17 protein-coding genes and 1 pseudogene are annotated in these 18,970 nt (G+C 44.4%); 2 read left to right on the top strand and 16 right to left on the bottom strand.

Annotation, left to right across the window (positions count from 1 at the left end; all coding sequences use genetic code 11):
- Positions 1 to 103: 103 nt before the first annotated feature.
- Positions 104 to 805, bottom strand: coding sequence for an NAD(P)H-flavin reductase (gene fre / locus PXH59_RS16750; RefSeq protein WP_047770653.1), 702 nt, complete (start codon positions 803 to 805; stop codon positions 104 to 106).
- A gap of 10 nt (positions 806 to 815) precedes the next feature.
- Positions 816 to 2,288, bottom strand: coding sequence for a 4-hydroxy-3-polyprenylbenzoate decarboxylase (gene ubiD, locus PXH59_RS16745; RefSeq protein WP_285809268.1), 1,473 nt, complete (start codon positions 2,286 to 2,288; stop codon positions 816 to 818).
- 251 nt (positions 2,289 to 2,539) lie between these two features.
- Between ubiD and rfaH the strand changes: the two genes are divergently transcribed.
- The gene (rfaH, locus tag PXH59_RS16740) at positions 2,540 to 3,028 is read left to right on the top strand and encodes a transcription/translation regulatory transformer protein RfaH (protein ID WP_047770675.1); all 489 of its coding nucleotides are present in this window, start codon (positions 2,540 to 2,542) and stop codon (positions 3,026 to 3,028) included.
- Positions 3,029 to 3,069: 41 nt separating this feature from the next.
- Here rfaH and hemB read toward each other — a convergent pair whose 3' ends face one another.
- The 13 genes and pseudogenes from hemB to metE form a co-directional block, all read right to left on the bottom strand.
- Entirely contained in the window at positions 3,070 to 4,086 is a 1,017-nt protein-coding gene (gene hemB / locus PXH59_RS16735; protein WP_285809267.1) for a porphobilinogen synthase, read from the bottom strand.
- Between the two features lie 117 nt (positions 4,087 to 4,203).
- Positions 4,204 to 4,992 (bottom strand): Sec-independent protein translocase subunit TatC, encoded by a 789-nt coding sequence (gene tatC / locus PXH59_RS16730; RefSeq protein ID WP_285809266.1) that lies wholly within the window; start codon positions 4,990 to 4,992, stop codon positions 4,204 to 4,206.
- Positions 4,993 to 4,995: 3 nt separating this feature from the next.
- On the bottom strand, positions 4,996 to 5,463 hold the full coding sequence (gene tatB / locus PXH59_RS16725; RefSeq protein ID WP_285809265.1) for a Sec-independent protein translocase protein TatB: 468 nt from the start codon (positions 5,461 to 5,463) through the stop codon (positions 4,996 to 4,998).
- Positions 5,464 to 5,466: 3 nt separating this feature from the next.
- Complete coding sequence (gene tatA, locus PXH59_RS16720; RefSeq protein ID WP_047770658.1) at positions 5,467 to 5,739, bottom strand: Sec-independent protein translocase subunit TatA; 273 nt, start codon at positions 5,737 to 5,739, stop codon at positions 5,467 to 5,469.
- Between the two features lie 135 nt (positions 5,740 to 5,874).
- Complete coding sequence (ubiB, locus tag PXH59_RS16715) at positions 5,875 to 7,509, bottom strand: ubiquinone biosynthesis regulatory protein kinase UbiB (protein ID WP_285809262.1); 1,635 nt, start codon at positions 7,507 to 7,509, stop codon at positions 5,875 to 5,877.
- Complete coding sequence (gene ubiJ / locus PXH59_RS16710; RefSeq protein WP_285809260.1) at positions 7,496 to 8,164, bottom strand: ubiquinone biosynthesis protein UbiJ; 669 nt, start codon at positions 8,162 to 8,164, stop codon at positions 7,496 to 7,498. Before ubiJ ends, ubiB begins: the two co-directional genes overlap by 14 nt.
- Before the next feature lies 1 nt (position 8,165).
- Positions 8,166 to 8,921, bottom strand: a complete 756-nt coding sequence (ubiE, locus tag PXH59_RS16705) for a bifunctional demethylmenaquinone methyltransferase/2-methoxy-6-polyprenyl-1,4-benzoquinol methylase UbiE (protein ID WP_285809259.1) — start codon at positions 8,919 to 8,921, stop codon at positions 8,166 to 8,168.
- Positions 8,922 to 8,996: 75 nt separating this feature from the next.
- On the bottom strand, positions 8,997 to 10,331 hold the full coding sequence (rmuC, locus tag PXH59_RS16700) for a DNA recombination protein RmuC (protein ID WP_285811810.1): 1,335 nt from the start codon (positions 10,329 to 10,331) through the stop codon (positions 8,997 to 8,999).
- Between the two features lie 210 nt (positions 10,332 to 10,541).
- A pseudogene (locus tag PXH59_RS16695) lies at positions 10,542 to 11,073 on the bottom strand (DedA family protein).
- 76 nt (positions 11,074 to 11,149) lie between these two features.
- On the bottom strand, positions 11,150 to 11,932 hold the full coding sequence (locus PXH59_RS16690) for a tyrosine-protein phosphatase (protein WP_285809257.1): 783 nt from the start codon (positions 11,930 to 11,932) through the stop codon (positions 11,150 to 11,152).
- Positions 11,933 to 12,093: 161 nt separating this feature from the next.
- On the bottom strand, positions 12,094 to 12,849 hold the full coding sequence (gene udp / locus PXH59_RS16685) for a uridine phosphorylase (RefSeq protein WP_047770664.1): 756 nt from the start codon (positions 12,847 to 12,849) through the stop codon (positions 12,094 to 12,096).
- A 182-nt stretch (positions 12,850 to 13,031) separates the two neighbouring features.
- Positions 13,032 to 14,417, bottom strand: coding sequence for a GntP family permease (locus PXH59_RS16680; protein ID WP_047770665.1), 1,386 nt, complete (start codon positions 14,415 to 14,417; stop codon positions 13,032 to 13,034).
- 424 nt (positions 14,418 to 14,841) lie between these two features.
- On the bottom strand, positions 14,842 to 17,121 hold the full coding sequence (gene metE / locus PXH59_RS16675) for a 5-methyltetrahydropteroyltriglutamate--homocysteine S-methyltransferase (protein WP_285809255.1): 2,280 nt from the start codon (positions 17,119 to 17,121) through the stop codon (positions 14,842 to 14,844).
- A 108-nt stretch (positions 17,122 to 17,229) separates the two neighbouring features.
- On the opposite strand from metE, the gene metR reads away from it, so the two are divergent.
- On the top strand, positions 17,230 to 18,186 hold the full coding sequence (gene metR / locus PXH59_RS16670; RefSeq protein WP_285809253.1) for an HTH-type transcriptional regulator MetR: 957 nt from the start codon (positions 17,230 to 17,232) through the stop codon (positions 18,184 to 18,186).
- Here the strand turns inward: metR and PXH59_RS16665 are convergent.
- Positions 18,071 to 18,970 carry a carboxylate/amino acid/amine transporter gene (locus PXH59_RS16665; RefSeq protein WP_072059794.1) on the bottom strand — a complete coding sequence of 300 codons (900 nt, stop codon included), beginning with the start codon at positions 18,968 to 18,970 and terminating at the stop codon, positions 18,071 to 18,073. The two genes, metR and PXH59_RS16665, sit on opposite strands and share 116 nt — an antisense overlap.

Genomic DNA, 18,970 nt, shown 5'->3' with positions numbered 1-18,970 from the left:
GTCTTATCTATTGCATCATTCTAGTCAGTTGTTGCCATAGTTTCCCGCCTGTCAGGGGCGGGTTTTTTATTTTTTGTCGTCTCATTTTTTATCGGCAAACGGCTCAAATAAACTCAAATGCATCCCCATACATGCGTTCGATAGATGCATCTCGCTCACTACAGAACCGTTCACGGGCAATTTTAGCCATCTCAAAGCGGCCAGCAATGTAAATATCATGGTTTGCCAAACTGCCGAAATCTTCCAAAACCGCACTCAGAACTGTTCCCGTTCTTCCGCGCCAGTGTTCATCAACTTGTTCAACCACCGGTACAACGGTCAAATTAGGATAATGCTCACTTAATGATTGCAACGCCCCCAAATCATAAAGGTGTTGCAGTTCTCGCCCTCCCCAATAGATGGAAATTTCACGATTAGGATTTTTTTTCAATGCAGCCAATAAGATAGAGCGCGTATATGAGAATCCCGTTCCACCGGCAATCAATAACATCGGGTTTTTGCTGTCTTCACGAAACCAGGCATGACCATGTGGAATGTCAATATCAATGACTTTCTGATCCAGAATTCTATCCATTACCGCCATCGCATAGAGATTTAGCTCAGAAGCCCCAATATGCAACTCAATTATCTGTTTTTCTGAGGGTGGTGATGCCATGGAGAAAGGACGTTTATCCCTTTCATCCATAATCACCATTAAATATTGTCCTGCACGGAAAAAAAAAGGCGAATCAGGTAATAAACGAACCCGATAAACTGTATCTGTAATGGAGTCAACCGATGTTACTTTACAACTTAATATTGTCATGCGTTCCCTCTTATCGCTTCAAAATATCTAATTGATCCCAAATTTCATCGACACGGGCCCGAATCTCATCGCTCATCACTATCGGGCGTCCCCATTCCCTTTGTGTCTCTCCTGGCCATTTATTTGTTGCATCTAACCCCATTTTTGAGCCTAACCCAGAAACAGGCGATGCAAAATCGAGATAGTCAATGGGGGTATTTTCCATTAAGACCGTATCTCTCTGCGGGTCCATTCGCGTTGTTATCGCCCAGATGACATCATTCCAATCTCGCGCATTGATATCATCATCACAAACGATAACAAATTTTGTGTACATAAATTGTCTCAGATATGACCAAACTCCCATCATTACTCGTTTGGCATGGCCTGCATACTGTTTTTTCATTGTAACGATCGCGAGTCGATAAGAGCAGCCTTCTGGCGGCAAGTAAAAATCCACAATTTCAGGAAATTGTTTTTGCAATATTGGCACCAATACTTCATTCAACGCAACCCCCAGCACCGCAGGTTCATCCGGCGGACGCCCAGTGTAAGTCGAATGATAGATAGCATCACTGCGTTGGGTAATATGGGTTACGGTAAATACCGGGAACATATCGACTTCATTGTAATAGCCGGTATGATCACCATATGGCCCTTCCGGTGCCATTTCACCAGGTTCAATGTAGCCTTCAAGGATAATCTCAGCGCTGGCAGGTACTTCCAGATCATTGGATATACATTTAACAACTTCCGTTTTATGCCCACGCAATAATCCAGCAAACGCATATTCAGACAAGGTATCAGGAATTGGAGTAACCGCCCCCAATATCGTGGCAGGATCGGCTCCCAATGCAACGGATACAGGGAAACGTTCCCCCGGGTGAGCCTGACACCACTCCTGAAAATCAAGCGCACCACCACGATGTGATAACCAGCGCATAACCAGTTTGTTTTTTCCCAATACCTGTTGGCGGTAGATACCCAAGTTCTGGCGCTCTTTATTAGGTCCTTTAGTCACCGTCAATCCCCAGGTAATTAAAGGGGCTGCATCATCTGGCCAACAATGCATGACTGGAATACGGGTAAGATCAACTTCATCTTCGGCCCAAATCTGTTCCTGACAAGGCGCAAAGCTAAGGCGTTTGGTTGGCATATTCAAAACCTGTTTGAATTTCGGCAATTTATCGACCAAATCACGAAAGCCTTTTGGTGGCTCAGGCTCTTTCAGAAAAGCCAATAGTTTCCCAACATCATGCAGTGCCTTAACATCATCCTGCCCCATTCCCATGGCAACACGCTGAGGTGTCCCAAACAAGTTGCACAATACAGGCATCGAATATCCCTTAGGATTTTCAAATAATAAGGCAGGACCACCGGCACGAAGAGTACGATCTGCGATTTCAGTCATTTCCAGGTATGGATCAACTTCTATACGAATTCGCTTTAATTCACCTGATTGTTCCAACAAGGAAAGAAAGTCTCTTAGATCGCGATATTTCATAGTGTTCATTTGTGCCGATTTTCAGGGGGGAAAGCCATTATAATCCCTCCCATGAGGGTTACAAGGAAAACTCATAACCTGCTAAAACACAATGGATTTAGTGCAATAATCAAGACATAGACTTTTACTGAAAATAAGCACGATAGAATATAAAAATACGGCTTACACTTAAATAACTTCTATCTTTACTGGTGACCCTTTAGTACTGGTTTTGTTATGCTAGGCACTCTACGCAATGGAGTCGAAATATGATGGGAAATTGGTATCTTCTTTACTGTAAACGTGGGCAAGTCTCTCGGGCAATAGAGAATTTAGAGCGACAGGACGTAATTTGCTTAACACCTACAGCCAAAATTGAAAAAATTATTCGGGGTAAACGAACCACAGTTACTGAGCCACTGTTTCCCAATTACCTGTTTGTCCACTTTAATCCCGAAGTTATTCATACCACGACCGTTAATTCCACACGTGGTGTCAATCATTTCGTTCGATTCAGTACTTATCCTGCCATTGTTCCACAAACATTGATTGATGAATTAATGTCTGTTACTGAGCAAGAATATATTGCACCTGAAACCCCGATTACTGGTGATACCGTCTTAATCACTGAGGGGATCTTCGAAGGCATTCAAGCAATTTATAATGAACCGGATGGGGAAACCCGCTCCATTCTCTTGCTAAATATTCTCAACAAAGAAGTTTCTAAGGTTTTAGATAATAAATATTTCATCAAAATTTAAGCAGAAGACGGGCAAAATTGCCCGTCTCAAGCGATTACAAATCAGTATTTTTGTTCATGCAGCCACTGCGCTACGCGCTTGGCAAAATAGGTCAGAACACCATCTGCTCCCGCTCGTTTGAAGCACAATAGTGATTCCATAATCGCGGGCTGCTCTTTCAACCAACCATTTTGAATCGCTGCCATATGCATGGCATATTCCCCAGAAACCTGATAAGCAAATGTCGGCACACCGAAAGTCTCTTTTACCCGGCGAATCACATCCAAATATGGCATACCCGGTTTAACCATGACGCTATCTGCACCTTCCTGTAAATCCTGTGCAATTTCCTGCAACGCTTCATCACTATTTGCAGGGTCCATTTGATAGGTCATTTTATTGCCACCTTTCAGGTTACCGCTGGAGCCAATAGCATCCCTAAATGGCCCATAGTAACAAGAGGCGTATTTGGCAGAATAAGCCATAATTTGGGTATTAACATAACCATCCATCTCAAGCTGCTCACGAATAGCCCCAACGCGGCCATCCATCATATCGCTTGGCGCGATAATTTCGCCCCCAGCTTCAGCATGGGACAATGCCTGCTTAACCAGAATATCTTTGGTAATGTCATTGATAACATAACCATCCTGATCAATAACACCATCTTGCCCGTGGGTAGTAAATGGATCGAGCGCTACATCCGTCAGAAGACCCAATTCAGGAACAGCATCTTTCAGGGCACGAACAGAGCGCTGAATCAAGCCGTCGGGGTTATAGGCTTCTTTCGCATCCAATGATTTCTTGTCCGCTTCAATGACCGGAAACAGAGACAAAACAGGAATACCCAGTCGGGCAATCTCTTCTGCTTCTTTCAGCAAAAGATCGATTGTCAGACGATACACTCCTGGCATTGAAGACACTTCCTGACGCTGATTCGTTCCTTCCATAACAAATACAGGATAAATCAGATCATTCACAGTAAGTTGATTTTCAGCAACTAAGCGACGGGAAAAGTCATGACGGCGCACACGACGCATACGACGACCGGGAAATGCCCCCGGAAATACATAGCTCATATTGTTCTCCTAATGTAAAACCCAGCGCCAAAGCGCTGGGTTAATAGTCATCGTTTCATGATAATGATGTTAACACCATCTATCAGTTCGCAATAATCATGAATGCCTGGCATCAGATTATTGTTTAAAATTGTCACCAATATCACTGTCTGATTTATCTTCTGAATTGATAAAATTACGCCGTCCCCATTTACCAACATAGAACTGCGAAAGCAAAATCCCCAGCTCAAATAGCAAATACATGGGAACAGCCAGCAAAGTCTGTGAGAAAACATCGGGGGGTGTTAACAACATCCCAACCACAAACGCCCCGACCAAAATATAAGGACGCTTTCTCTTTAGTGATTCTGGCGTCACTATCCCACTCCAACACAGCAAAATAATGGCAATGGGTATTTCGAATGAAACGCCAAAAGCCATAAATAGCGCCATGACAAAGCTTAAATAATTGCTGATGTCCGTCGATATTACGACCCCAACGGGTACGGTATTGATAAAGAAACCAAACACAATGGGAAAAACGACAAAATAGGCGAATGCCATTCCCAGATAAAACAATATGCTACTGGAAAACAGTAAGGGCATAATCAAACGGCGTTCGTGTTTATACAATGCCGGCGCAATAAATGCCCATACTTGATAAAGGATCATCGGTGCCGAAACAAAGATAGACACCATAATGGTCAGTTTAATTGGGGTAAAAAAAGGTGATGCAACATCTGTTGCAATCATATTGGCACCTTTAGGTAATTGTTCCATTAAAGGCGCTGCAATAAGTCGATAAATGTCATTGGAAAAATAAACCAATGCCAGAAACACAACCAGCACGGTAATTAAACTATTTAAAATCCGCTTACGCAGTTCGATCAGGTGACTGATAAGAGGTTGGGTATTATCCACAGACATGTTTCAGTGTTCGCCATTTACTTGTTCAGGTGGTTTTCTTTTTTGTTGCTCTGTGCTTGCGTTCGATTGCTCTGCAATGACTGATTCTGAATTCGAATGCCTTGCAACCGATTGGGACTCAGAAGAATGAAAATACGTTTCATCCTCCTCCAATTCCCTCATTTCATCCGGTTTCAACTGATACGTATTTTTCAATGAATCAGCCGCTTCCTTCAACGCCTCCATTGAAGCTTTCAGTTCTGGCGAAAGTGATTGCAGGTCGGCTTTTTCTTCCATTTTTTTCAGGGTGTCCTGAAGCTCTTGCAATTTTAGTTCCTGAGCAAGCTCATTCTGGACATTAGCCGCCAGCGAACGCAATGCCCGAATCCAGCCAGCCACTGTTTTGACCGCAACAGGCAGACGTTCCGGTCCCAGAACGACCAGGCCAATGATCATCACTAACAGTAGTTCACTAAAACCAATGTCAAACACGGTTTATACCTGCTCTTTGTCTTTACTTTTACTCTCTGATTTTTCAGATTGCGCCGCCGTGAACTTTTCAGTGAGGTTTTTAGTTTCAAACTCGGCATCCTGATCCTGACTCATTTTTTCCGGCTGCGGTGACTTTCCATCATCACTCATTGCCTTTTTAAAGCCCTTGATTGATTCACCCAAGTCTGAACCCAAGGTACGCAGCTTATTAGTACCAAACACCAGTACGACAATGACGGCAATGATGAGCAATTGCCAAATACTTATACCACCCATACTGACCTACCTCCATTCATAGAATATTACTCGTGATTTAATGATAAACGACAAACTTTATGTTCAAAAATAACACAATCATACCAAGGATCGTGGCAGAATTACCTTCATTTAATATTCATCATTACTGAATTATTAACGCTTGCTTAAATGACACCAGCCCAATCCCCATGATGCAATTCCGCTCCCTATCATTCCCCATGCCAGATGTTTCTGATCTATGATGAAAAACAAACTACCACAGATAAAGAGAGTTGCACCAATCCCCAACAAATAGAGAGACTTGCGCTGTCTGAACTGTTGTTCCCTGAATTGTTGCGATATCTGATCAATGCTGCTTTGTAAACGCCGATGCTGCTGGAGCGTGCCATATACCAGCTCTGGAAGTTCTGGTAACTTTTCCGCCCAATAAGGTGCTTTCTCTTTAAAGGCACGCACAATAGCGGGAAGCCCAATCTGATCATGCAGCCAATCTTCCAGAAAAGGTTTTGCTGTTTTCCACAGATCAAGCTGAGGATAAAGTTGGCGCCCCAAGCCTTCAACATACAACAGCGTTTTTTGCAGCAGAACTAACTGGGGCTGAACTGCCATATTAAAACGACGGGCGGTATTAAAAAGGTTTAGCAAAACATGCCCAAATGAGATTTCAGCCAGTGGTTTTTCAAAAATTGGTTCACAAACGGTACGAATAGCAAATTCGAAATCTTCCACATTGGTATCTGCCGGCACCCAACCAGAATCGACATGCAGTTCAGCGACCCGACGATAATCACGATTGAAGAAAGCAATAAAATTTTCGGCCAGATAGCGTTTATCATCTTTATTCAAAGAGCCAACAATGCCGTAATCGATGCCGATATAAGTAGGATCTTCCGGTTTGTCATAACTGACGAAAATATTACCGGGATGCATATCCGCATGGAAAAAACTATCACGAAATACTTGGGTGAAGAATACCTGAACTCCACGTTCAGCCAATAATTTCATATTGGTGTTCTGCGCCTCTAAAGCCGCAACATCTGACACGGGAATACCATAAATGCGCTCCATCACCAAAACATTTTCCCGGCAATAGTCGGGATAGACTTCCGGCACGTAGAGCATTGAACTGTCTTCAAAATTACGCCGCAATTGAATCGCGTTTGCAGTTTCACGCAATAAATTCAGCTCATCAAGCAGCGTTTTCTCATATTCTCTTATAACTTCACGCGGACGAAGACGACGACCATCAGGTAAAAGAGGAACCAAATTTGCCAGGCGATACATTAACCGCACATCAGCTTTAATTACCGGCAGAATATCCGGGCGGATCACCTTTAAAACAACTTCTCTGCCATTCTCTTTCAATCGAGCAGTATGTACCTGAGCGATAGAAGCGGAAGCCAGGGGTTGTGGATCAAAATCCTCAAACCACGTTTCCAGTGCGCCCTCTAAAGCCGTTTCAATCGATTTTCGTGCCACCGCGCCATCAAAGGACACTACCCGATCTTGTAACATCGAAAGTTGATCTGCAATCGCAGGCGGAAACAGGTCTCGACGCGTGGAGAGCATCTGGCCAAATTTGATCCACACTGGACCGAGTTCTTGTAATGCTAAACGCAAACGTTCGCCGAGAGGTTTATCCTTATGCTTGTTAGGTATCCAAAACAGGAAATAACGCCCAAAACGCAACGGCCATGTCAAACGAATATTAGGGATGAGTTCATCTAACCCGTAAGAAAGAAACACTCGGATGATAAAGTAAAGTCGTCTAATTTCACTGGGGGTCATGTTTTCCCTCCAGTGCCGCCAACCGTTTTTCGAGTTGTGTTATCTGATTGGCAACAGCACTAACCTCTTCGTTGAAATAAGCCACTTCCAACGCACTGGGAACCATTTTCCATTCTTCCGTCAATGATTCGGTGAAATACGTTTTCTTCCTTGCAATGGTATTGCTGGCAAATTCAAAACCTTTCTTTATCATCCGGCTGATACCTTCTGCGGCAATATCACCGACATAAGGGGAAAGATAATACGCAGGATCCCACTCTGACATATCCAGCAAAGCAGACCATTGTTGAATCACCTGCATGTCCCCTTCAATGACAATTTCCCCCCGGTTAATCAGGGTTGAAAGGCACTGGCGATCCCGTAGTTTGAGTAGTGCAGGGAGCGTTGCTTTCATCGAGCAATCCACAAGCTCTGACCATTGGCTCAAAACATCCACCCGTCTCTCACTGAATATCAGTATCAAGGGGGTTTCGATTTCTTTCAGTTTGATGGACAGTATCTTACCTGCCAGTCTCAAGCGGGCAGGTTTTAATACCGCTTCACGATATAACAGATGATTCAAGGTTGTTTCCAGAAAGGCCGTTACTACCGGAAACAACACCTTATCATTGGATGCCGCAGAACTCATATTATGGCTTAATGAGGGGGTTTCCATCTCAGAATTTGAATCCTTTGTGCAGTGCAACAATTCCACCAGTCATGTTGGTGTAGTAAACCTGGTCAAAGCCCGCCTCTTCCATCATGCCTTTTAACGTTTCCTGATCAGGGTGCATACGGATGGATTCTGTCAGATAACGGTAACTGTCCCCATCATTCACAACCATCTGACCGATTCGGGGCAGAACATGGAATGAATAAACATCATAAACCTTACTTAACGGTGCCAATACAGGTTTAGAAAACTCCAGCACCAACAAGCGTCCGCCTGGCTTAAGTACCCGATACATGGAACGTAGTGCTTTTTCTTTATCCGTGACATTACGCAAGCCGAAAGAAATAGTAATACAATCAAAATGGTTATCAGGGAAAGGCAGTTCTTCGGCATTGGCTTGAACATAACTGACATTACCTACGATACCGGTATCGCGTAATTTTTCGCGTCCCACTTTCAACATTGAGTCATTAATATCCGCCAGAACAACTTGACCTTTTTCCCCCACCATTCGGGAGAATTTTGCGGTTAGATCACCTGTTCCACCAGCAAGATCAAGCACCTTATGACCACGGCGAATACCACTTGACTCAATAGTGAAACGTTTCCAGATACGGTGAATGCCAAATGACATCAAGTCATTCATTAAGTCATATTTCGAGGCCACAGAGTGAAATACCTCTGCCACCATCTCTTTTTTTTGTTCTTTGGCTACGGTGCGGAAACCAAAATCAGTGGTTTCTTTTGATTGATCTGCCATGTTATTTGTCCGCTTTTTATTCAAAAAAATTTATAGCCAGTGTACCAGCCTTTCCAACAAAACCCTATCCAGACTTCACTCATTCACCTGCAACGATTGGAAAGATTTATCAATCAACTGTGAATCAATAGGACGTTTCACATCCACGCCTAAATCACGAAATGCTTCGGCCTGACTAATTAAATTACCTCTGCCCTCAACAAGCTTTTTCATTGCGAAATGGTAACTCGCCTGTGCTTTGTTAAGGCTTTGCCCCAATCCTTGCATATCATCCACAAACAACCGCATTTTGTCATACATTCTGGCGGCCTTATCGGCAATCAAACGCGCATTTTGGCTTTGATATTCATAACGCCACAAATTATTGATAATACGAACAGCAACCAGCAAAGTTGATGGGCTGACCAACATAATATTATGTTTCAATGCTTCATCAAGTAATTCTGGGGCCTGATTGAGTGCAACCAGATAAGCAGGTTCCACAGGAATAAACATCAAAACATAATCCAGTGATCGCAATCCGGGTAATTGTTGATAATCTTTTCGGCTCAGGCCGCGAATATGTCCTCTGATAGAGTTGATATGTTCCTGTAATGCCTGCGCCTGTTGTTCTTCGCTATCACTATTGAAATAACGTTCATAAGCAACCAGAGACATTTTGGCATCAATAATGACATCTTTTCCCTGTGGCAGATGCACAATCACATCCGGTTGAAAACGTTCGCTGTTTTCAGCCTTAAGATTAACCTGCGTATCGAACTCATATCCCTCACGCAAACCAGACGCTTCCAAAACCCGAGCCAATACCATCTCCCCCCAATTTCCCTGTATTTTATTGTCTCCTTTCAGGGCCTTTGTAAGATTAATAGCTTCTTTTGCCATCTGTGCATTGAGTTGCTGAAGATGACGAACTTCATGAGTCAAAGTATGGCGCTCGCGGGCTTCCTGCCCAAAACTGTCTTGTACCTGACGGCGGAATCCTTCAAGTTGTTCACGAAATGGCATCAGAAGATTATTGAGGTTTTGACGATGATATTCGTCAGTACTGCGTCGATTCTGATCAAAGATACGATTGGCGAGATTTTCAAATTGGGTACTTAATCGCTGCTCACTGTTGATCAATAAACGCTGCTTTTCCTCCGCAGCCAGTCTGGTTTCTTCAAGCCGGGTGCTCAGTTCTCGCAACTCAACTTCCTGCACACTGTTAATTTCGCGTTGAGCCAGTAACTCTTGGTTTAGTTGAGTGCATTCAGTACGCCAATAGTGGGATTGCTCCAGCTTTTCATGGCTAACAGCCTGTTGGCTATATAATTCACGCAGTGCCTGCTCTTTCTGCTGGATCCTCTGCTGAACAGAGAGCCAGACGAAGATCCCTCCGCCCAGCAATCCACCTAAACCACCGATCAGCATGTATAACCACTGGATATCCACTTATACACCCTCGCTAACATCATTTCTCACTAATACCATTTCTCGCTAACGCTATTCTTCATTAACACCATTGGCACTAAATTTCAGTCAACGTTTTCGATTCATTAGACTCAATGTAAGTTAAATAGATGCTGTATAAATGTCCAGAATATCTAATGGCTTTCTTTCAGTCTGCAAAGCGGCTCGCAATTATCCCATCCACTCTGCCAACCAACGCAGGCCAAATGCCCCTGGTGCTAAGATACCGAATGCCCAGATCAATGCAGACGCTAAATTAGCGAGCTGAAAATGACGTTTTGGCATGGCACAAATTCCAGCCACCAGCGGTACAACTGCTCTCAACGGGCCAAAAAAAACGCCCAATGAAAATGCCCCATACGCCCCATCGGTCAAAAAAACGATGTCCGCGAACCAACGTTTGAGGATGGCGGGAAAGCGGCCACATCTTGCCGACATTTTCTTTGTAATGGAAACCAAACCAGTAAGAAACCCAATCACCAAAGAAAGCGCCGGCGGCGGCAGCTAGCCATATTGGCCAGAAGGTTAATCCACTTTCACCAATCAATGCGCCTAACCCCAACAAAATGATCGTTGCTGGCAATAATAGGGAAATAAATGCCAACGATTCACCAAATGCCAGTAGGAAAATGATGGGAATTGCCCAAACTTCATGGTCTTTTACGAAGTTTATGATCAGTTCGATAATTTCATGCAGGCTCACATTAATCTTTCCTGTGTTATCAGTGGGAGGTTATAGGTCAGCCCTGAACAATCCGTCCAATGCTAACCTGATATTTTTATTCAAGAAAATAAGCTTGTAGTTTTTCACGCGCAGCGATATTGAGTCCGATATCTTTTTCCAGCCAAATATCTACGCTGCCATAATGCCGGTTAATACTGTTAATTGCTGTCAGCAGAAACTCTTCCCTCACTGAATAAACATAGGCAAATTTTTCGACCACACTTTCACGCATAATTTTTGCGTGTTCACTCAATAAATAGTCGCGGTATGGCGCCAATGTGATATTGGTCAACAAATAATCTTCCATCACCGTATCCAAATCAGCACCCAGTGCGAATAAAACCAGTGCAGAACCCACTCCTGTCCTGTCTTTACCCACCGCGCAATGTTGCACAATTCCGCCTTTCTCTGGTTGCAGCAATAATGTCGCTAACGTCTTATAAGCTGGATTGTTAATGGGTAACAATTCATATAAGCGAGCCATAAATACTTTCGCGTCGAATTGCTCCAGTATTTCTTTGTCTAACTTATCCAGATTAGCATCCACTTCTTTGGAAAGAGGATTAGCTGGAGCATGGTGATAATGCGCACCATTCCATATGCGATCGGGTTTATCCATAATTTCGCTGTTATCACGATAATCAATGATCTGCAAAAGGTTTTGATCGACTAAAAAAGCCTGATCGTTTTCTGTCAATCTGTCCAGTGATCCTGAACGAAATAACAATCCTGATTTAATTTTAGCGCCATTTTTCAGGGTGTTATTACCCAAATCACGGAAATTAATGCCACCATTCAAAGGAAGTAGTGAAGGATGAGATAGAAATGTTGTGGTCATAGTCACTCTTGTTGCGATTAAAAAAATAGTTAATAGAACAAACTATCTATTAGTACAGAATGTTATGACATTATCAAATTTTGAAATGAAGGGAAAATGAAGGGAGACAAAAGATAACAAAAACGATAGGGCCAGAATGCTCTGACCCTTGATGAAAAACTTCACAGCAGGCGACGGGCGGCCTCCACAACAATCCCCAGTGCATTGCTTTCCGTTTTTTTCAGCAGCTCAACATCGGGGATTTCCTGTTGGGTACGGTTAACGATCACACCGGCTACCATACCAGCCCGTAGTCCCTGACTTGCGCACATGGTCAGCAAGGTTGCTGACTCCATTTCAAAGTTCATTACGCCCATTTCTTGCCATTCTTTCATCGAACCCTGGAAACGGCGCACAACACGACCGGAATAAGTATCGTAACGCTCTTGTCCTGGATAGAAGGTATCGGAAGATGCAGTAATACCAACATGGGTAGCAGAACCCGATGCCTTTGCGGCTTCATACAAGGCATTTGTACACGCAAAATCAGCAACCGCAGGGAACTCCATTGGGGCAAAGTGCAGGCTGGCACCGTCCAAACGAACCGCGGCAGTCGTAACCAATACATCCCCTACATTGATATGTGGCTGAATCGCCCCAGTTGTTCCGATACGCAGGAAAGTACATACTCCTAACTGTGCCAGTTCCTCTACAGCAATCGACGTTGAGGGACCGCCAATGCCTGTAGAGCAGACAACCACAGCCTTTCCGTTGATTTCTGCACGCCAGGTTGTAAATTCACGGTGGGAAGCCAAATGGACTGGGTTATCCATCAGTCGCGCAATTTTCTCAACACGGTTAGGATCGCCGGGTACAATTGCCAGAGTTGCGCCTTGCAGGTCGCTTTTGGTAATACCTAAGTGAAACACATCAGACATAGCAAACTCCTCAGCGGGCATGATTCAAAATTTGAATACCTAAATTTAGTCAATACTCTGACATTTTTTAGTGATTAAAATCATCTTTAATTGATATTAAAAAGAAGCACATACATATATTTGTGATGATTATCACATTTAAAAAGAAAACGCCCTCTACAGGGCGCTATCCGCATAATAAGTTACATGATGAAATTAAGCAGTAATACACCACACAGTCCAATTCCCCAAGCAATGGTGGTGGGTATCGACCAGATGATAATCTGCTGTCTCACATTCTTAATGCCCATCATCCGGTTAACCACCCAGAAAAAACAATCATTGAAGTAACTGAAAAATAGTGTGCCCATCATCGCCGCCTGAGCCGCCACCAACATATTAACATCCGGTATCTGCTTGATAACCGGCGCAGAAATAGAAGCCGCAGTTATCATTGCCACTGTACCAGAGCCTTGAATTATGCGTATGAGCGTTGCAATGATAAATGGGATCAAGACCGGTGTTATGGGCAGGCTGGCAATATAATGCGCCAATATCGTCCCTGTTGAGCCTTCATTCAACACGGCGCCTAATGCACCTCCCGCGCCTGACACCAGCAAAATAATACCTACCGTTTTTAACCCTGTTTCCAGATGTTCAATCACTTCATGCTTACTAACGTTTGGCATTAAGGTATAAACCGCCAGTAATACACTGATTGCTAGCGCAATAATGGGTGATCCTAGAAAATCAAAAAGCTGAAAATAGAAAGCGTTCTCCTTACCGGCAAACCCATCCATTTTCCGTATCATTCCATTAATGACACCAATAAAAATCAGCATAATTGGCACGACGATGGGTAAAAGCGAAAGAAATAGACTTGGAAGTGATTTTTGCTCTTTCTCTTCCATATAACGCTGATGTACTTGTGGCAAATTTTCTGCACTTTCCTCTGTATCACCCAGTTGATATTGAGGATATTTAGTCTCCAACCACTTTGCATAGCAGGTAATACCCATGACACAGGGCACCGCCAGTATCATACCTGCCAGCATCATTTGGCCGATACTGACCCCGAATATTCCGGCGACACCAAGTGGCCCTGGTGTTGGAGGAACGATATGGTGAGTCACCACTAACCCTCCGGCCAGAGCAACCCCAAGGGACAATACATTGCGTTTACCTTTTTTCGCCAATGCCTTCACCAACGGATAGAGGATCACAAAAGCTGAATTCACAAATATGGGGATACTGACAATATAGCCGGTAATCGCCAAAGCCCATTCTTCGCGCCTTTTACCCAACCATTTAATCAGGCTATAGGCGATTTGCTCTGTTGCTCCCGATACTTCCAATATTCTCCCCATCATGCATCCCAATCCAATCACGATACCGATGTTACCTAATGTCGAACCAAATCCTTTAGCGATGACTTCAACGATATTATTCATAGTCAAGCCGCCTGATATTCCGGCGATTATTGCCGCAATTAGCATAGCAATAAGGACATGAACACGCGTGCGCAAGACCAGAAAAACCAGCGTAAATACCGCCACTCCCAATCCAATAATTGGAATATAAAACCCCATCACAAAACCTCATTAAAAATGGATAAATTGGAACATGCCATATTTACAATGCGTTTCGCTATCAGAAATCGATTTTTTCCAAGGAAAATTTCAGTCCAGACCCGGTCTGCTTTAAATATAATGAGCTGAAAAAGAGGTATTGCCGAGATAAAACGAATAGTTGCGGATCGGGCTTGTAACAGCGCGAAGGCAGCACCAGCATATGCATGATAGATTGGATTGAAGATCAGCGTTTGTCTGGTCTTATCGATAAGGTCAGCCAAACGCTGACGTCTCAAAAAATCTGGATTTAAAATCTGCGGGCATTGGATCTGTTGAAGATTAAGCGGCCAAGAAAACTCGCTTTTTCACCCGCTACATGAATCTGACTGTAGCGGGTATTTTCATCACTTAGTAAGTTTAAACTGAACAAATAAACTCTAAATTAGCCATTTAATGAAGAGCGTAAACGTGTTGCCGCTTCAACCATGTTTGCCAACGCTTGTCTGGTTTCTGTCCAACCGCGAGTTTTCAAGCCACAGTCTGGGTTTACCCACAAACGTTCAACCGGAATACGATCAGCCGCTTTGCGTAATAATGACTCAATCCATTCGACGCTGGGGACGTTTGGTGAGTGAATATCATACACACCAGGCCCTATCTCATTCGGATAAGAGAAATCTTCGAACGAATCCAGTAACTCCATATCCGAGCGTGAGGTTTCAATGGTGATTACATCCGCATCCAGCGCTGCAATGGACGGCATGATGTCATTGAACTCGCAATAACACATATGAGTGTGGATTTGGGTATCATCTTGCGCAATAGCTGCGCTCAATTTGAAAGCATCCACCGCCCATTCCAGATATTCCTGCCACTCTTCTCTGCGCAGTGGCAAGCCTTCACGCAATGCCGGTTCATCAATCTGGATAATGCCAATGCCTGCCTTCTGCAAATCATCAACTTCATCACGCAAAGCCAGTGCGATCTGTTTAGCGATGGTTTCACGGCTGATATCTTCCCTTGGGAATGACCAACAGAGAATGGTCACAGGTCCCGTCAACATGCCTTTGACTGGCTTATCAGTCAAGGATTGTGCATATGTCGCCCAGTTCACTGTTATCGCCTCTGGCCGACTGATATCGCCAATAATTACCGGTGGTTTCACGCAACGGGAGCCATAACTCTGTACCCAGCCATTTTGAGTAAAGACATAACCGTCAAAGTGTTCACCGAAATATTCCACCATGTCGTTACGTTCAGCTTCACCATGTACCAATACATCCAACCCCAAACGCTCCTGCTCTTGGATCGCCTGTTTGATATGCTCACTGATATTGGCTCGGTAGTGCGTACTATCCACCCGACCTTTTTTGAAATCGAGACGCAGGCTACGAATTTCCGTTGTTTGCGGGAATGAACCTATGGTTGTTGTTGGCCACAACGGTAAGTTATAACGCTGACGCTGGAGCTTGGCACGCTCAGGATATACCTGATGACGTTCGCTATCCTGTGGCTTAATTGCCGCAATGCGCCCAGCGACCGCTGGATTATTCACCCTTGTGGAACTGCGACGGGCGCGAACTGGGGCACTATAGGCATCCAGATCTGCCTGTTTACTGCTTTCCGGCGCATTCAATGCTTGTGACAGCAAAGAAAGTTCCGCACATTTTTGCAATGCAAAGGCAAACCAGCTTTTCACTTCTTCATCCAATCCTGTTTCGTCATTCAGATCAATGGGGCTATGCAGTAATGAACAGGAAGTGCCGATCCACACATTTCTTTTACCAACCAATGGGGCGACAAGCGGGTATTTTTCACTCAAATCGGCTCGCCAAACGTTGCGGCCGTTAATCACCCCCAATGAAAGCAGCCAGTCTTCCGGCAGAGATTTATCCAAATGCTCAAGAGAATCCTGTCCCGCGACCAAATCAACATGCAGTCCTTGCACTGGTAACGATTTGATGGTTTCCAGATTGTGACCGATGCTGTCAAAATAGGTCGTCAGCAACAATTTCACTTGTCCTTCAAGTGTTTGATAAGCTGTTGAGAATGCCGCCTGCCACTCTTCTGGTAATTCCAGTACCAGAGCCGGTTCATCAATCTGTACCCATTCAATGCCGCGTGTTGCCAGTTCTGCCAACACCTGCTGGTATACCGGCAGGATATCCTTTAATAGAGACAGGCGATCAAAAGCCTTGCCTTTTACCTTACCGAGCCATAAATAGGTCACGGGTCCCAAAAGGACAGGTTTTACGTTGTGTCCCAATGCCAGAGCTTCATCAACTTCATCCAACAACTGAGTCCAGCCTAACTTAAATTCCTGCCCTTCCTGAAATTCAGGCACGATATAGTGATAATTGGTGTTAAACCATTTAGTCATTTCCGAAGCAGCCGCAGGTGTCCCTGTTGGAGCACGACCACGGGCGATGCGGAACAGCGTATCCAGATCAATATTGCCACCTTCATTTTGATGACGCGGTGGAACATTGCCCAATAACAGGCTGGTGGTCAATACTTGGTCATACCAGGCAAAATCACCAACGGGGACTAAATCAACGCCCGCTTCTTTTTGTTGTTGCCAGTGACGTGCACGTAATTCACGACCTGTTTCCAGCAATTCCTGTTGAGAAATTTTGCCCGCCCAATAGCTTTCTTGCGCTTTTTTTAGCTCTCTTTTCAATCCGATACGTGGAAAACCTAATGTATGATTCAGAACCGTCATGTCGTCACCCTGTAATTTTTAGCCGTCTAGATGTTTACACTTCTATAATCAACAGGTAAGGTATAAACCACAAGCGCAAATTATTCATTATCATCTTGAAGGTTTTTCATGATCGAACTAAAACACTTAAAAACGCTGCAAGCACTGAACCATTGTGGCTCACTCGCCGCGACAGCAAATTATTTGCATCAGACGCAATCGGCCCTTTCTCATCAGTTCAGTGAATTAGAACATCGGCTGGGATTTAAACTATTCATTCGTAAAAGCCAACCCTTAAAGCTAACCCCCCAAGGGGAAGTGCTGTTGAAGCTGGCAGAGCAAGTCTTGCCCTTAGTGACCGCTTCCTTACGTGAATGCCATGAGCCGGAAGAGACAAACTTACGCATTGCCATCGAGTGCCATAGCTGTATTCAATGGCTGACACCCGCACTTAAGCGTTTTCGTGAAAGTTGGCCGCAGGTTAATGTGGACTTTAAATCTGGTGTGACATTTGATCCTCAACCTGCACTGCAAAAACGCGAGCTGGATATCGTTCTGACATCTGACATTATTGCAGACAGTAACCTGCATTATACGCCGCTGTTTGATTATGAAGTGAAGCTGGTGCTCGCGCCGGATCATCCACTGGCCAATAAACGTGATATTCGTCCACAAGATCTCGCCGCAGAAATTTTGCTGATCTATCCCGTCCAGCGCCAACGGTTTGATATCTGGCGTCGTTTTCTCCAGCCTGCGGAAATTACGCCAACATTAAAAGCTGTCGATAATACACTATTGCTGATCCAGATGGTTGCCGCCCGATTGGGTATTGCCGCGTTACCACACTGGGCCGTGGAAACATTTGAAAGACAAGGATTGGTTGTCACTCAGACATTGGGAGAAGGGTTATGGAGCAGATTGTACGCTGCCAGCCGGGAAGGGGAGCAGCGTCAACCCGCTATCGATACCTTTATTCGTTCTGCGCGCCAGCACGCGGTGGACAATTTGCCGTTTGTGAAACAGGTTTCAGTATCCAACGGTGATGCACCCAAAGCGACGCAACAATCAGGCTGCCTCCAATGGTAAAGTTCAGCCAATTCGGATGCTGCTGCCAAATCGCAAAATTGACCAATAACCCTGCCGGAACCAACATATTATTCATAATTGCCAGTGTTCCGGCATCGACCTGAGTGGCACCACAGTTCCACATAAAGTAGCCAATCCCCGATGCCCCAACACCCAGCCAAATCAAGACTCCCCACTGTAGCTGAGTGGTTGGCAATTTTTGCGGATCACCAAACATCAGCCAACCGATGATAGCGACAGCACAAGCGCCCAGATAAAACCATGAAAATGCCACTCGTTGTGGGATCGGGTGGATCTCCATCAAGCGCTTATAACCGACTTGACCAATTGCAAAGAAAATATTTGCCAATTGCACTAACAGCAAGCCAATCCAGAAAGACTCACTCAATCGGTCATAACGAATAATCGCTGCGCCAGCCACTGCCAGTAAAGAACTCAAGGCATAACTCCAGCGCAATCGCTGGCGTCCCATCAGATCATACATTAATGTGACATAAAGCGGCGTCATGATGGTAAACAGCAAAAATTCTGCCACGGTCAGATAGTGATAAGCGTGAAATACAAACAAATACATCACACCAAGCTGACAGGCCCCAACAGCCATATACAGTGAAATGACTTTCAGCGATAACCCACGCCAGCGCAAAAATGGTAAAAATACCATTGCTGCCAATATGACCCTGACAAGAACCGAAAACCAGCTATCAACCTGACCAGCAAGATAAGCGCCAATCAGGCTAAATGAGGCGGCCCATAAAAATGTTGTGATCGTTAACAGCCACAT

Origin of the sequence: Xenorhabdus bakwenae (genome assembly GCF_030272115.1) — a bacterium.
GTDB classification, from domain to species: domain Bacteria; phylum Pseudomonadota; class Gammaproteobacteria; order Enterobacterales; family Enterobacteriaceae; genus Xenorhabdus; species Xenorhabdus bakwenae.
Note: the sequence above shows the minus strand (reverse complement) of the source record. Positions and strands in the feature narration are given on the sequence as shown.

Bases quoted from the DNA above. Each gene is read 5' to 3' on its own strand.
- metR (WP_285809253.1), top strand. From the start codon at position 17,230: ATGATCGAACTAAAACACTTAAAAACGCTGCAAGCACTGAACCATTGT.
- ubiJ (WP_285809260.1), bottom strand. From the start codon at position 8,164: ATGGAAACCCCCTCATTAAGCCATAATATGAGTTCTGCGGCATCCAAT.
- tatC (WP_285809266.1), bottom strand. From the start codon at position 4,992: ATGTCTGTGGATAATACCCAACCTCTTATCAGTCACCTGATCGAACTG.
- ubiD (WP_285809268.1), bottom strand. From the start codon at position 2,288: ATGAAATATCGCGATCTAAGAGACTTTCTTTCCTTGTTGGAACAATCA.
- ubiE (WP_285809259.1), bottom strand. From the start codon at position 8,921: ATGGCAGATCAATCAAAAGAAACCACTGATTTTGGTTTCCGCACCGTA.
- PXH59_RS16690 (WP_285809257.1), bottom strand. From the start codon at position 11,932: ATGACCACAACATTTCTATCTCATCCTTCACTACTTCCTTTGAATGGT.
- hemB (WP_285809267.1), bottom strand. From the start codon at position 4,086: ATGAGCTATGTATTTCCGGGGGCATTTCCCGGTCGTCGTATGCGTCGT.
- metE (WP_285809255.1), bottom strand. From the start codon at position 17,121: ATGACGGTTCTGAATCATACATTAGGTTTTCCACGTATCGGATTGAAA.
- PXH59_RS16665 (WP_072059794.1), bottom strand. From the start codon at position 18,970: ATGTGGCTGTTAACGATCACAACATTTTTATGGGCCGCCTCATTTAGC.
- fre (WP_047770653.1), bottom strand. From the start codon at position 805: ATGACAATATTAAGTTGTAAAGTAACATCGGTTGACTCCATTACAGAT.
- PXH59_RS16680 (WP_047770665.1), bottom strand. From the start codon at position 14,417: ATGGGGTTTTATATTCCAATTATTGGATTGGGAGTGGCGGTATTTACG.
- udp (WP_047770664.1), bottom strand. From the start codon at position 12,849: ATGTCTGATGTGTTTCACTTAGGTATTACCAAAAGCGACCTGCAAGGC.
- rfaH (WP_047770675.1), top strand. From the start codon at position 2,540: ATGGGAAATTGGTATCTTCTTTACTGTAAACGTGGGCAAGTCTCTCGG.
- rmuC (WP_285811810.1), bottom strand. From the start codon at position 10,331: ATGCTGATCGGTGGTTTAGGTGGATTGCTGGGCGGAGGGATCTTCGTC.
- ubiB (WP_285809262.1), bottom strand. From the start codon at position 7,509: ATGACCCCCAGTGAAATTAGACGACTTTACTTTATCATCCGAGTGTTT.
- tatA (WP_047770658.1), bottom strand. From the start codon at position 5,739: ATGGGTGGTATAAGTATTTGGCAATTGCTCATCATTGCCGTCATTGTC.